At 65.8% G+C, this 12,276-nt stretch carries 23 protein-coding genes; all 23 read right to left on the bottom strand.

All coding sequences use genetic code 11. The annotated features are described in order from the left end of the window. Positions 1-26 precede the first annotated feature (26 nt). The gene (locus tag ACFPIH_RS03385) at positions 27-398 is read right to left on the bottom strand and encodes a hypothetical protein (RefSeq protein ID WP_381167997.1); all 372 of its coding nucleotides are present in this window, start codon (positions 396-398) and stop codon (positions 27-29) included. Positions 399-429: 31 nt separating this feature from the next. After that, the gene (locus ACFPIH_RS03380) at positions 430-678 is read right to left on the bottom strand and encodes a hypothetical protein (RefSeq protein ID WP_381167995.1); all 249 of its coding nucleotides are present in this window, start codon (positions 676-678) and stop codon (positions 430-432) included. Positions 679-790: 112 nt separating this feature from the next. Continuing rightward, positions 791-1,039, bottom strand: a complete 249-nt coding sequence (locus ACFPIH_RS03375; RefSeq protein WP_361941949.1) for a hypothetical protein — start codon at positions 1,037-1,039, stop codon at positions 791-793. 1 nt (position 1,040) lies between these two features. Beyond that, complete coding sequence (locus ACFPIH_RS03370) at positions 1,041-1,334, bottom strand: hypothetical protein (RefSeq protein ID WP_381167993.1); 294 nt, start codon at positions 1,332-1,334, stop codon at positions 1,041-1,043. A 5-nt stretch (positions 1,335-1,339) separates the two neighbouring features. Further along, the gene (locus ACFPIH_RS03365) at positions 1,340-1,909 is read right to left on the bottom strand and encodes a hypothetical protein (protein WP_381167991.1); all 570 of its coding nucleotides are present in this window, start codon (positions 1,907-1,909) and stop codon (positions 1,340-1,342) included. Then, positions 1,906-2,229, bottom strand: a complete 324-nt coding sequence (locus ACFPIH_RS03360) for a hypothetical protein (RefSeq protein WP_381167989.1) — start codon at positions 2,227-2,229, stop codon at positions 1,906-1,908. The genes ACFPIH_RS03365 and ACFPIH_RS03360 overlap by 4 nt, the downstream gene beginning before the upstream one ends. Positions 2,230-2,526: 297 nt before the next feature. After that, positions 2,527-2,733: a hypothetical protein gene (locus tag ACFPIH_RS03355; protein ID WP_381167987.1), complete on the bottom strand. Its 207-nt coding sequence runs from the start codon at positions 2,731-2,733 to the stop codon at positions 2,527-2,529. Then, positions 2,730-3,002 (bottom strand): hypothetical protein, encoded by a 273-nt coding sequence (locus ACFPIH_RS03350; RefSeq protein ID WP_381167985.1) that lies wholly within the window; start codon positions 3,000-3,002, stop codon positions 2,730-2,732. Before ACFPIH_RS03350 ends, ACFPIH_RS03355 begins: the two co-directional genes overlap by 4 nt. Positions 3,003-3,005: 3 nt before the next feature. Then, positions 3,006-3,380, bottom strand: a complete 375-nt coding sequence (locus tag ACFPIH_RS03345) for a hypothetical protein (RefSeq protein WP_381167983.1) — start codon at positions 3,378-3,380, stop codon at positions 3,006-3,008. 115 nt (positions 3,381-3,495) lie between these two features. After that, entirely contained in the window at positions 3,496-3,783 is a 288-nt protein-coding gene (locus ACFPIH_RS03340; RefSeq protein ID WP_381167981.1) for a stage V sporulation protein S, read from the bottom strand. A 62-nt stretch (positions 3,784-3,845) separates the two neighbouring features. After that, on the bottom strand, positions 3,846-4,412 hold the full coding sequence (locus ACFPIH_RS03335) for a crossover junction endodeoxyribonuclease RuvC (RefSeq protein WP_381167979.1): 567 nt from the start codon (positions 4,410-4,412) through the stop codon (positions 3,846-3,848). Further along, the gene (locus tag ACFPIH_RS03330; RefSeq protein ID WP_381167977.1) at positions 4,412-4,885 is read right to left on the bottom strand and encodes a hypothetical protein; all 474 of its coding nucleotides are present in this window, start codon (positions 4,883-4,885) and stop codon (positions 4,412-4,414) included. Before ACFPIH_RS03330 ends, ACFPIH_RS03335 begins: the two co-directional genes overlap by 1 nt. After that, positions 4,882-5,790, bottom strand: coding sequence for a hypothetical protein (locus ACFPIH_RS03325; protein ID WP_381167975.1), 909 nt, complete (start codon positions 5,788-5,790; stop codon positions 4,882-4,884). The genes ACFPIH_RS03330 and ACFPIH_RS03325 overlap by 4 nt, the downstream gene beginning before the upstream one ends. Further along, positions 5,772-6,137, bottom strand: a complete 366-nt coding sequence (locus ACFPIH_RS03320) for a WhiB family transcriptional regulator (RefSeq protein WP_381167973.1) — start codon at positions 6,135-6,137, stop codon at positions 5,772-5,774. The genes ACFPIH_RS03325 and ACFPIH_RS03320 overlap by 19 nt, the downstream gene beginning before the upstream one ends. Beyond that, positions 6,137-6,451 carry a hypothetical protein gene (locus ACFPIH_RS03315; RefSeq protein WP_381167971.1) on the bottom strand — a complete coding sequence of 105 codons (315 nt, stop codon included), beginning with the start codon at positions 6,449-6,451 and terminating at the stop codon, positions 6,137-6,139. The genes ACFPIH_RS03320 and ACFPIH_RS03315 overlap by 1 nt, the downstream gene beginning before the upstream one ends. Continuing rightward, positions 6,451-7,494 carry a P-loop NTPase family protein gene (locus tag ACFPIH_RS03310; RefSeq protein ID WP_381167969.1) on the bottom strand — a complete coding sequence of 348 codons (1,044 nt, stop codon included), beginning with the start codon at positions 7,492-7,494 and terminating at the stop codon, positions 6,451-6,453. The genes ACFPIH_RS03315 and ACFPIH_RS03310 overlap by 1 nt, the downstream gene beginning before the upstream one ends. Before the next feature lie 57 nt (positions 7,495-7,551). Continuing rightward, complete coding sequence (locus tag ACFPIH_RS03305) at positions 7,552-7,755, bottom strand: hypothetical protein (RefSeq protein WP_361941991.1); 204 nt, start codon at positions 7,753-7,755, stop codon at positions 7,552-7,554. A gap of 36 nt (positions 7,756-7,791) precedes the next feature. After that, on the bottom strand, positions 7,792-8,208 hold the full coding sequence (locus ACFPIH_RS03300) for a hypothetical protein (RefSeq protein WP_381167967.1): 417 nt from the start codon (positions 8,206-8,208) through the stop codon (positions 7,792-7,794). After that, a complete protein-coding gene (locus ACFPIH_RS03295) occupies positions 8,205-8,573 on the bottom strand; it encodes a hypothetical protein (protein WP_361941998.1) in 369 nt (122 codons plus the stop codon). The genes ACFPIH_RS03300 and ACFPIH_RS03295 overlap by 4 nt, the downstream gene beginning before the upstream one ends. A gap of 22 nt (positions 8,574-8,595) precedes the next feature. Then, a complete protein-coding gene (locus ACFPIH_RS03290) occupies positions 8,596-10,479 on the bottom strand; it encodes a DNA polymerase (RefSeq protein ID WP_381167965.1) in 1,884 nt (627 codons plus the stop codon). Between the two features lie 81 nt (positions 10,480-10,560). Then, entirely contained in the window at positions 10,561-11,289 is a 729-nt protein-coding gene (locus ACFPIH_RS03285; protein ID WP_381167963.1) for a hypothetical protein, read from the bottom strand. 3 nt (positions 11,290-11,292) lie between these two features. Further along, positions 11,293-11,748 carry a MerR family transcriptional regulator gene (locus tag ACFPIH_RS03280; protein WP_361942007.1) on the bottom strand — a complete coding sequence of 152 codons (456 nt, stop codon included), beginning with the start codon at positions 11,746-11,748 and terminating at the stop codon, positions 11,293-11,295. Then, a complete protein-coding gene (locus ACFPIH_RS03275; protein WP_361942010.1) occupies positions 11,745-12,224 on the bottom strand; it encodes a hypothetical protein in 480 nt (159 codons plus the stop codon). Before ACFPIH_RS03275 ends, ACFPIH_RS03280 begins: the two co-directional genes overlap by 4 nt. Between the last annotated feature and the right edge of the window lie 52 nt (positions 12,225-12,276).

The following is a 12,276-nucleotide window of genomic DNA, read 5'->3' as shown; positions in this document are numbered from 1 at the left end:
GACCTGGGCCGCGACGTCGTTAAAGTTCATGGCCGCTCCCGCAGGTGGCGCAGCCAGGCGGAGAAGGCGACAACGCAAACCCCGAAGATGGCCAGGGCATTGGCGATCTGCATGCCCAGGGTCGCTGGGGAATTCATCAGCGAAACGGCACTGAAGGCGAGCAGGTAGGCAGAGATAACGCCCATCAGGCGGAGGCTGGAGGACTTCAGCGAGTACACCAGCGAGACGAATCCGAGTACCACGCCGATCGAAACGTAGACGAATGCGATCCAGTAAGTGGCGGTGAATTCCTGCGCCTTGACCACGGAGAACGGCGTCGTTGTGCCCTGGGCCTGCCGCAGAGCCGTCGCGGCAACGTACAGGCTCAGTCCCGCCCCGAGGATCTTCTTCGTGATCATCGGCGGGTAGATGAATCCGTGCTGCCTCACGTCACATCCCGAGGTAGAGGTGGGGTGCCGGAGTGGGCACGTAGTTGGGGGTGCTGACCGCACGGCCGTCGGGCGTCGCCTTCGTCTGGGCCTCGTGGATGCCGTACCAGACGTCGTCCAGGTCACGGCGGGCGTCGTACGTGGTCGCCTCGACCTCTCCGCCCCGATCGCGAACGACCTTCTTGTAAGTGCCGTCGGTGAGCCCCTCGTTGACCTCTCCGGTGAGGGAGCGCTGGTTTGCGTAGCTCACTTCGTCCCACCTGCCTTCTTCTTCGGTGCCGCCTTCTTCGCGGCGGTCTTCTTCGCTGCCTTCGCCTTTTCCTTGTTGCGGCGCAGCCAGTTGAGGATTCGAGGCAGACGCATTACTTCTCACCGAGCTTCCGGACAGCAGGGGCGGCACGTTTCTTCGACGAGCCCGCCGAGACGCCGGCGCCCATGGTCCTGCCGACAGAAACTCCGGCAGAGAACTCCGAATTGGTGGACGGCGCCTTCGGGGCGTACGCGCCCTTGGTGCGCTGGTCCTGGAGATTCGCCTTGCCGTGGGTGACACCGGTGATGTTGTCGCCCCGGCCGGTTCGGCGGCGATCGGTGGAACGGGTGGCCTTGGGCATGTCACATCACTCCCAGAGCGGGGTACGAGGTCGCGGAATACCCGGACTGACGCTGGCTGTAATCGACGCGGCTGCCGGGGTACACGTCGTCGAGCCGCGCGATGTCGTCGATTCCGGGAACGTGCTGCCGGTACCCGAAGCGAGGCGGCGTGCGGCCGATATTCGGAATGGGCGGCTTGATCCGACGCACTGCATCCGGCGGCATATCGGTCCACTCGCGCAGGTAATTCGTGACCTGCTGCTCCTGGAGCGACGACCACGGTCGACGCGCGTAAATGGAGTCTTGGGAGAGCATCGTCATCACCTCCAGGCCGGCTTGAATCGCATGAGCTGCGCGCGACGTGCCTCGTTGACGGCCGTGAAGGGCGGGGTGACTTCCTGGGTGTAGACGCGCTGTGCCGTGGCGAATCGAGCCTGAGTGGCGACGAGCGTTTCCGACTTGCCGTCGTTCACGAGCGGGGAGCCGATGAAGCTGCCGCGCTGCGTCCACTTCTCTCCGCGTGCCTGCGCTTGGAGTGCGGCCGTGGGGTTGACGTCGTCGGTCCAGTAGTAGTCGGCCGGGTCGATCCGCTCCCCCTTGTGCACGCCCCTTTGGTAGGAGCGCTGAGTGGCGCGGTTGCCGATCTGATTGAGGAGCCGGTCCTGCCGCCGCGTGTTACTGCCGATCGTGCCGAGATAGCCGTCGGGGTATTCGGCGCTCGGAACGTGGCCCGTCTCCATCAGCCGCCGGGCGTCGAGAATGTCGCGGGCGCCGGTCATCAGATAGCCGCCGGACCCGCCGGTGTACGTCATTCCGCCGCCCGTACCGGCCTGGTAGGGCGGGTTGTAGCTCAGGTTGGAGTTCGCGCCTGCGCGACCGGGGTAGCTCATGACTTGCTCCAGCCCTGGGTCGGCTTGTAGAGGGGGTTGCCGGAGCGAGCCGGGTCGGTGGCGACCTTGTTGACGGACTGGAAGGCGCGGGCGCCGAGGCCGACGGCCAGCCCGCCGTAGCGCGCCGTGCGTCCGACCCAGGCCGGCGCCTGGGGCCGGGCCGCGGTGCTGGGCGGAGCAGCAGGCGCGGGCGGGTGGTTGGGCTGAGGCGGGGTGGGCGCCGGGCTGGCGGGTGCGGGACGGGCCGCGGCGGGGACCGGTCCGACAGGCGCTCCGAAGCGCTGACCGACGGCCTGGTACGCAGCGCGGTTGATGACCACCGGGGGCCGCACCGGCGACGACGCAGAAGGTGCGGACGCGGGAGCGGGACTGGGCCACCGGGTCGGAGTGGGGCCTGCGGCGGAAGGCGATTGGGGTGAACTGGGGGTCGGGCCAAGAGGCAACTGCGGCTGGGTCCAGCCCGGTCCGGACGAGGCCGCGGCCGGTGTGGCAGGCGGCGCGGGCGGCTGAGCGGGCGGGGTGACGCGCTGGCTCGCCATGGCCGGGTTGCTCATGCCGGGAAGTGCGTGCTGCGCAGTGCGGAATTGCCGGCCGTTGAAGTTGGCAGTGCCCATGGTTCACCTCCAGGTTGAGTTGGCCCCGTGCGCGAACTCGGAGAGGGCCGGGCCGCGGTCGAGCCCTGCGTTGACCGCGAACGAGGAGTCGGCCTGCTGGTCCATGTCCGGGCGGCTGGGGGCCACGGCGAGGGAGCCGTTGGTCGCCGAGCCGGTCAGCGGCAGTGAGGCGGTGCGAGGGCTGCTGGGGGAGGTAACGCCAGTGCTCATGAGCGCGCCCACCCCAGGTCGTCGGACTGAGCCGCGGGCGCGGGAGCTGCGGCCGGGGCGCCTCCGTGAGACATGGCGCGTGCCGCTGACGAGCCGAACTGCATCGCCGACAGCACCCGCCCGCCGTTGCCGGCCGCGCTGGTACCGGCGCTGATGGCGCCCGAGTTGGCGGCGGAGGTCACGGCGGAGCGGGCAGCGGTACCGGTGACGGCGCCGACGGCCTCGGTCGCGGCGGCCCTGCCGAGCAGGCCGGCGATGAGCGGCAGCATGGGTCAGCCCGCCTTGTAGCCGGTCGAACCTCCGCTACGGAAGTTCTCCTGCTCACCGAATGCAGAGCGCACCTGGCGGCTGCTGGTGGTGGCGCAGCAGGGGCAGCCGGGGCCGTGGTACGAGCGGGCGACGGTGACGATGCCGGCCGGACCGTAGGTCTCGGAGGCTGAGGTGGTGCGCTGGCTGCGGTTGGACTTGTTCTTCACCGTGGGGTCGGCGCCCTTGGAAAGGCCGGAGCGAGACCGGGAGGTGCCGTTGGTGGGGCGGGCCCAGGTGACGCGGTGCGATTCGCTGCCCATCGTCGGGAACTCGCCGGTGTTCAGGCTGCTGACGACGTTCGTCTTGCCTCGGTTGGGCGGGGTCCAGTGCTGGCTCATGTTCTCCTCCGCGCGGCGGTCGGGGCCCTGGAGATGCTGAACATGAGTGCTGTACGAATTGGCGGTGAGCGGGCCTGCTCTGGAGCTTAGGTCTCCGTAGTTTTCGGCGAATATTTCACGAGCCCATGACACGGATCGCGATGCCGAGAAGTTCTCCCTCGGGAGACTTGCTGCGAAAGAACGTGATCTCTTCGGTGAGGTTGGTTCCGAAGGACGAGACGAAGCTCTGGGCGATGGGAATCGACTTCACCGCCTGATTGATGGCTCCGGCGCCGACTGCCTTGAGGACAACCTGGTAATCCGCCTTGATGGCGTGCGCGATGGCGGAGCCGAGTTCGGGTGGAGGAGTCGTCGACTTGACGCGGAACTCCTTTTCGGAGACCGCATCGGGCTGAGTCTGCACGATGATTGCTCCCTGCATTTTGGTCTGATGCAGGGAGCGTAAGCGGCGGGAATTACGTTCGGTTATGCAGCCTTTTTCGAGCGGCTGGGCTTCGGGTTGAGGAGGGAGTCGATGACTTCCTGCTGGAACTTCAGCTCCAAGGGCTGCTCGGACTCCAGGCCGGCCGCGATGCGGGCCAGGGCGTAGGCGTCGGCCGCATCGTGGCTGGAGGACTCGTGCTTCCAGCGCATGTACACGGCGAGCATCATCTTGTCCTTGTCGGCCCGGCCGCTGCCGGTGACGAACTTCTTCACCGTGGTCGGGGCGACAGGGCGCAGCAGATGCGGGGGAAAGGTCTGCACGAGGGCCAGGCGCATGACGCCGCCCAGCTCGCCCAGCTCCTCGCGGCGGAACTTCGAGCCGTAGGAGTAGCCCTCGAAGCACACCTGGCCGACTGTGCCCTCCTGGCGCAGGTACATGAAGTGCTCGCGCAGGATGTTGTGGACGTAGCCCAGGCGCTGCGGGCCGGTGCCGGCCTTGGCCGGAGAGAAGTCGTAGACGTGCTCGGTGGCGATGTTGGTGGAGGGGCAGAAGGAGACGACCGCGCAGCCGGAGTAGGACTGGTCGATGCCGACGTAGATGCGGGGCATCAGACCCCCCACCGGTGGGCGCGGGTCTCGGTGTCACGGCTGTTCTGCCGACGGCTGAGGTCTCGGGAACAGAAGCTGCCGCGGGCTTCGGCATTCCTGTGGACCATGTCGAGGGCCTCACACAGGCTGAGGGCCGCGACATGCTTCTCTTCGTCGGCCTGGACCCGGGAGTCAGCCGCGGCAGCGGCCTTCCTGCCCGCGACCGTCTTCTCCATGGACGCGTTCAGGGAAGCGGTGGCCAAGGAGTGGTTGAGGTTCTGCTTGGCGGCCTTCTCGTTCGCGCGGGCCTCGGCCAGGCGCGCGGCTGCGTACGCGGTCCAGGAGACGTACCGGCCGTAGAGGACCATCAGCTCCTGGTCGGTCAGCTCGGTGATGTCGAGCGGCAGAGCGGGGAGGTAGCCGTCCGGACGCTCTTCCTTTTCGAAGCCCATTGATTCGAGTTCGTCCCAGAGACGTTCAGCAGCGGTGGTCACTTCTGCTCCTTGAATTCCAGGCACGAGGCGCAGCCGATACGGCCGTTGATGTTGCAGTGAGGTGCGACGTCAGCGGCGACGCAGTCGACGATTGCGGCGGCGGCTTCGATGAGCGGCTCGGAGTAGCTCTCGTCATATGTGACGGTGAATGACTTCGTCTCCTGGGTGTTCTTGAAGTCGTAGAAAAAAATGGTGCGGTCGACTTCGAGATCCTCGAAATGCACGCCGAGGTACATGTAGAGCTGGGTCTGGCGTACGGCGGAGGGCAGCGGCCGGCGGAAGTCGCGCCAAAGTCGGGTGAGGTCGGGCAGCTTGCCGTACTCGTCGGTCTCGACGGTGTAGCGCTCAAGGAATTCAGGGCGCTCGTAGCGCAATGATCCGAGCCCGAGGGTCTTGATTTCGATGAGCGCGTTGTCGTGCGGGGAGTAGCCGTCCGCCTTGCCCCCGATGCGCAGAGGGTGAGCGTTGAGGGGGACTTCGGCGTACTCGACGCACCGGCGGGATGCGGAGCAGAGCTGGCAGCAGGTTGGCGTCTCGTCGTCCCAGAACACCTGGTCGCAGGCCCGGCAGTGCCAGTCGCCTGCCAGGCGGCCCATCTCGGTGAGCCACCGCTGCCACTTCGTGTGGGTCTCGTGCCCCTCCTGGAAGATGTTCTCGCGGGTGAAGCTCGTCTTCCTGCGGTCGGCTGGCTCGGCTTCCAGGCGGAGGCGGTGGAACGCGGCGAGGTGGCACCAGTCCGGCTTGACCATCTCGCTCGGGTGGAGGACGTCCTGGCGCCGGCCGGAGGGCTTGAGGGCCTTTTCCAGGACGTGTTTTTGGACGTCCCCGTAGAGGGGCTCCATGCTCTTGGCCGCGTTGAGGTATTCGGTGAGCGCGTGTCCGCCCTTTACGACGCGGCTGGCCACTGGGTCTCCTCGTTGCTCGGTGATTCTGTTTCTCCGGGGGCGTGCCAGATCCAGCGCTCGGGCATTCCGGGGTACCGCATGCGCATATCCAGGCGGTCCTTGGCGTTCATGCCGCCCCAGATGCCGAAGTTCTCCTTGTTGAACATGGCGACGCGGAGGCATTCCGTGCGGCGGGGGCAGACCCTGCCGTCGTAGGTGCCGTTACAGATGTCGAGCGCGAGGGCTTCGTCCTCGAAGAACACGTCGCGATTGCGCGTCGGGGTGAGGGATGTGTCGCGGCACTTTGCCTCTCCCCGGTGATGTGATTCGCTCCAGTTGGGTGCGTTGACGACGGCGCGAATTCCCATCACGTGCCCTCCTCGCGTTCGATGAGGCGCAGGAACGTTTCTCTGGAGAGGACGACCCAGGTGCGACCCCGCATTTCGATGGCGAAGGCCATGTCGCGAAGGTCGAGGAGGGCGTTCTTCTCGGCGTTGATCAGGTCGCGGTGGGTGAGGGAGAAGCTGGCCGCGGCCGTGGTCTTGCATTCGATGGACCACTGCTGATTGCGGACGTCGTTCTTGACCGCCCAGCCGTTTCCACTTCCGGCGACGGTGGTCCCGCCGATGTCCTTGGCGAGCTTCTTCTCCTGCGTGCGGGAGGATTTGATTCGGCGGTCCATCAGTCCTCGCTCCGGATCGCGGCCATCACGTCGGCGCTGAGCTGCTGCTGGAGGTCGAGGTCTTCCCGCATGGCGGCGGCCATTTTCTTGTCGCCGTGCCACTGGTATTCGGCGTACTTGTACCAACTGCCGTCGAGGCGGATGAGGCCGTGGTAGATGCCCTGGGTGATGAGCTGCGATGCGAGGTCGTATTCGCCCGCGTAGATTCCCGTCGAGCTGTTGGCGAAGTAGAAGCGGAGTGTGGCTACTTGCTGCGGGGCGGCTGCCTTTGACTTGAGGGTCTTGGCTTTGATGACCTGGCCGACGCGTATCGATCCGCCGGCGGGGCGCTTCTCGTCGATCCATTCCGTGCGGGAGACTTCCAAGCGCGTGTAGTACGCGTAGTTCTTGGCTTTTCCGCCGGGAGAGGTTTTCGGGGTGCTGCCCGCCGGTGCCCAGGCGCCGATCTGGTCCCTGAACTGGTTGACGATCAGGGCCAGCAGCGGTCGTTCCTGCTCGACGAGGCTGCGGCGGGTCGCCTGCCCGACCTTCCGGAAGAATTTGCCGGTCACCCGGGCCCCGGACGCCATGGTCGCCTCGTCCATGTCCTTGGCGTCCTCGTCGAGTGCGACCAGGGCCGGGTAGGAGTCGAGCACGACAGCGTCCACGGCCCGCGACTCAGCCGCCTTGATCATTTCGGCGTACGCGTCTTCCATCGCGTTCGTCTCGAAGACGATGACGCGGTCCACATCGACTCCGAGAGTCGTGGCCCATTCGTGGTCGTAGCCTTCTGCGGCGACCCAGAACGTCGTGAACTCGGGATTCTGCTGTTGATTCGCGGCGATGGTTTTGTGGACGATCGTTGTCTTCCCGGAGCTTTCGCTGCCCAGGATTTCGTTCCACTGGTTACCTGGCCACCCTCCCCCGAGCATTACGTCGAGGGAGAGTGACCCGGAAGGGAATCGGGGAACGGCAGGCATCTTGGACGCGAGAACTACCGAGCCGGCGCCGTACTTCTTGTTGATCCGCGCCATGAGAGCGCGGGTCTCATCACTGAGCGGCATTCCCAAACCGTATGAAACGGAAAAAATACCGCACAGGGCCAAATGGGTGGCCTATTTTTAGATGTCCTTACACCCGGCTGGCTCATCGTCGGTGCCGAGGCAGACGTGCGTCCAAGCGGGCTCGGCGCCGTCCGGGCCGATGCTGGCCGCCGGAATGCGGGGCGTTTCCGCCGGGGCGTCGCTTGCGCTTTCCCCGAAGAAAATCATGTACAGGCCGACGGCGATGAGGCTGACGCCAGCGACAAGAAGTGCGGCACGCATAGGATCTCCTTGGACGAGTTGGTGCCTGGGAAGAACTCAGAGCCGGCCGATGATGGTCTGCGGGTTGTAGCCGCTGCCCTTGGCCTGGTGCAGCGAGACCTTCTGGGGAGCCGAGCTGTTGTTGGCGATGGCGACGCCCTGGGTGGAGTTCTGGACGGGCCACCCGCAGTCGAAGCACTGGGCCATGGAGTTGGGCGTCGCCCGCCAGTAGTGCTCGCCCTGGCAGGACGGGCACCGCTCCGACTGCTTGGCGGACTGGGCGCGCTCGGTCTGGTACTCGCGCTGCACCTGCTGGGGATCGTTCCGGGGTGCGGCCGGCGGAGTCTCGTGCCGGACGTACGTGGGGTGGGCCCACCACGGCGTCCCGGCCGGGGTGAGGCCGGCCTGCTGGCGAGGCTGGGGCTGGCCACCCTGGGCCTCGCGGAACTTGTTCAGCCAGAAGTCACTGCTCATGAGTCCTCTCCGATTTTCAGCGTTCCGTTTTCCAGAAGGTGAGAGATAACCGCGGTGCAGGCGGTACGGCTGACGAAGTTGAACATCGCCATCGAGCGTTCGTCGATGTCCCTTCCGTCGCCGCTCAGATGGGTCAGTCGGCAGAGGACATTCGCTGCGACATCGGCGTGCGAAAGCGCCTCGTATGCCACCGGCATGAATTGTTCGATCCGCTGGTGGGACTGGATGTGTTCAACCTCGTCCACGTCCGGGCCGGCCGGAACCAGCCCGAGCATTAGGCACACCTCGTCGAAGTCGCGGCACGCGACAATGTCGCGGAGCATTCCACGGAATACTGCGGGTGCTGAGGTCTCGATGTCTGGCATGGTTCCAGCCTAGGTCGTGGAATTATTTCGCTTCAGACCAGCGGTGGCAGATTTTTACGTCCGTGGTGACAGGCACGGAGAGGAGCTGCATTCCCTCTCCGGCCATTGCCTCGTGCAACACCTTGGCGCCTTCCTCGGCGATATCGGCCGGGCACATGGCAGCGATCTCGTCATGCACGGTGAGCAGGATCTGCATGTCCGGCAGCAGGCTCTTGTGCAGACGCACCAGGGCGAGCTTCGTGATGTCCGCGTTCGATCCCTGAATGTGGGAATTCACGACCTGGCGCTCTGCCTTGGCACGGTGGCCTCTGTCGTACGACAAGAGGTCCGGCAGACGCCGCTTCCGGCCGAGCAGGGTGCGCAGGTAGGGCTCCGGCCGGCGGGACCTGACGGTGCGCAGGAGCTTGCGCTTGTAGGCGTAGACCTCGGGGAACTGCTTCTCGTGCGTCGCGAGGATCTGCTTGGCCCGGCGCAGGGTTGTGTGCGACATGTCCGCGACCTTCTGCGGCCCCGCGCCATAATTGATGGCGAATGCGATGGCCTTGGCTACTTGCCGCATTTGCTTGGTGACGTCTTCGGGTGCGACGCCGAATACGGCTGCGGCCGTCGCGGTGTGGGCGTCCACTCCGTCCCAAAACCCTTGCCAGAGTGCGCCCTTGCCCGCGAAATGCGCGAGGATGCGCTGCTCGATTTGAGCGTAGTCCGCGACCAGGAGGACGAACCCGGGAAGCGGGTCGACCAGGTCGCGGATGGCCTTCCCCCACTCAGTGTCGGCGCGCGGCCAGTTCTGGATATTGGGGGTGGAGGCGCTGAACCTCCCGGTCACCGTGCCGTATTGCTTGAGCATCGGGTAGATGCGCCCGTTGAAGATCTGGGTCGGTTTTTCCTCGCCGTCGCCCAGGTACCCCTCGACATACGTGGACAGGATTTTGCTGACGTCCTGGTAGCCGAGGAGGGCGTTGACGAAGTTGTTGCGGCCTTTGTAGGGCTCAAGGGCTTCGGCGTCCGTGGACGGAGCGCCCTTCTTGGTCAGCTTCCGGGGCTTGAGACCCTGCTCCTCGTAGAGGATCTTCTGTTTCTGCGGGGTCGAGTTGATGTTGAAGACCTTGCCGGCGGCCCGGTAGACCTCGGCTTCGGCATGCTCCATCTCGGCGCGCAGCCGGGTGCGGAGTTCCCTGAGCGCGTGGATGTCGATGGGGACGCCGCGGCCCATGTGGAGCAGGCAGTGCAGGACGTCCATCTCCAGGGCCCACATGTCGTCCAGGCCCTCGGCCGTGATCTTCGGCCGCATGTCTTTCCAGTGGAGCCAGGTGGTCCGGCCGTCGAGCCAGGCGTACTCCTGGACCTGGCCGAAAGGGTGTTTCTCGACGCACTTGCCGGTGTTGTCGTGGTCGTAGTCGAGCCCGTAGCGCTCGCGGTCCAGTGGCTTGAGGCCCAGGAGCCGGTTCTCGTCGAGCAGCCAGGCGGCGACGATGGTGTCCCCGTAGGGCGGGGGCGGAAAGCCGCGGCCAGGGAAGTACTTCGCGACACTCAAGAGGTCGAACGGGGCGTTATGGGCGACCTTGACGCGGTCGGAGAAGAAGAGGTTCTCCAGCGCGCCGAATACCTGTGAGGGCCGGAGCTGTTTCGGGGGCTCGTCGAACAGCGCCGGAAGGTGCTCCCACTCGCCGGTCTGCTTGTTCTTCCTGCGGGTGGCTTTCCGCAGAAGGTTGTAGCCGTTGGGGTGGCCGAGCGGGATGACCGAGCAGGCGCCATCAGTGGACAGGGAAAGCCAGGTGACTTCGTTGACGGCCGGCACGCCGCGGTGCGGTCCGACGGTCTCGACGTCGAATGCGAATCCCTCGCGTGTCTCGAAGTACTCGATGACGTCGTGGAGTTGGTCGGTCGTGGTGACGAGCTGGTGCACGGAACGTCCCCTGGATCGGAGAAGCAGCCCGCCCCGGGGTGTGGGTCCTCACCCGGGGCGGGCGGTCGGCGGGGGTTGGGCTCAGCCCTCCATGACGAGGTCCACGACCTCCTGCATGGCGTCCTCGTCGAGCTTCTCCTTCACGACGTCGCCCCACTGATGGGCCTCGGCCAGGAACGTCTCCAGGGCCTCGTCGGTGAGGGGCTCGACGTCGTACTCCTCGTACAGGTCGCGCTCCTTGACGCGCTCCAGGGTGTACTCGACCGACTTCTTCTTCTGTTCCTTCTTGATCGTGAAGTACAGGTCGCCCCGGTTCAGCGGACCGCGCTTGCCGTCCGTCGCGATGTCCTTGAGCTGCCGGGCGATCTTGATTCCGGCCTCCCAGATCTTCATGACGGGAGTGTCGGGGTCCTCCAGGCTGATGACGTCGAAGCAGGCGCTGAACCGCTTGGCCTTGTCCCCGACCACGCAGAGCGGGCAGTCGGGTGTGCCCCAGCAGCGCACCGACTTCGAGCCGTCCTCGATCTCCTCGATCCAGTGGGAGTTGTACACGTCGAAGGGGCCGTCCCCGAGAATCTTGATGACGGTGGCCTCCTCCGTGACCTTGAGGTACATGTCGCTGCCGGAGGCGGACGCCGTCTTGTCCATGGCGTCCCAGCCCGCCATCTGGGTCGGGCCGCCGGCGCCGGTGGCTACGACGCGGCCAGAGATGGCCTCGCGCTTGCCGACCTCGAACCCGGCCTGCTCGGTCTTGGACGCAGTGGCGGGAAGCTGGCGGCGACGACGGCCGTACGTGCGGGATTCGGGCATGGTCTAGCTCCAGTCCTGAATGGGTTCGGGGAGTGCCGCACGCGTCTGGATGAACAGTTCGCGGCAGCGCTCAGGGAAATTCGTCTGCGAGATGAAGCGCTGCGTCTGGGAGAGGACGCCCTCTTCGAAGGCGATGAGGACGACGCCCTCGATCTGGCGCCTGGTGTAGAGGCGCCGTCGGCCGTTCCTGGAATCCGAGTTGTAGATCCAAGTCGCCCCAGGGAAAAGGCCGTTGGCTTCCCACTTGTAGATCGTCTTCGGGGCTCGGCCGAGTGCATTCGCAAGGTGGGAGATGGCGAAGAATTCCCGGTGGAAGCCGGAGATCTTCTTGTAGACGGGGTCCTCGTCCCAGCGGGCGTCTCCGCCCGGATAGCCCTGCGTGGGGTGGGCGGCACCGATGGGGCGGCTGGTGCCCGGGTAGACGTCCAGAGGCTGGCGAGGGGGGACGATGCCGTTCACGTCGTCAGTCCCCGGAAGGCGAACGTTTCCTTCTGGACCATGATCTGGTCCATGTCCTCCTCGGACAGCTCGCCCTCCTGGAGGAGGACGTACAACTCGTCCGCGTCCAGCGTGGGGACCGGGGGGAAGGCGCGACGGTAGACCTGGTCCCCGCGTCCCTTGGTGATCCGCTCGGCCGCCTCCAGGTCGGCCACGATGGACACGCGACGCTCCCGCTTGATGCGGATGTACTCGCTGTCGCCGACCGGAATGGGGAAAGGGAGATCGATGTACTGCGATCCCTTGTGGTCTGCGTAGCCGCGCGACTGGACCGCGGCCACCACCTTGTCGCGGAGTTTGTTCATTCGCGAGGTGAGTTCTGTCTGCTGTGCCTTGAGTACGGCCCATTCCCGGAAGGTCGGAATGACCGGGTCGAACGGGACGGGCTTCGATTCGGGTTCCGGTGAGGCCGTGCTGTCGATGTTCTCTTCGGGCACGTTTGCTCCCAGGGCGGTGCTCGGGGGAAGGAGCTACTCGGAATGCTCCGGT

This window comes from Streptomyces vulcanius, assembly GCF_042653945.1.
Classification (GTDB): domain Bacteria; phylum Actinomycetota; class Actinomycetes; order Streptomycetales; family Streptomycetaceae; genus Streptomyces; species Streptomyces mangrovi.
Note: the sequence above shows the minus strand (reverse complement) of the source record. Positions and strands in the feature narration are given on the sequence as shown.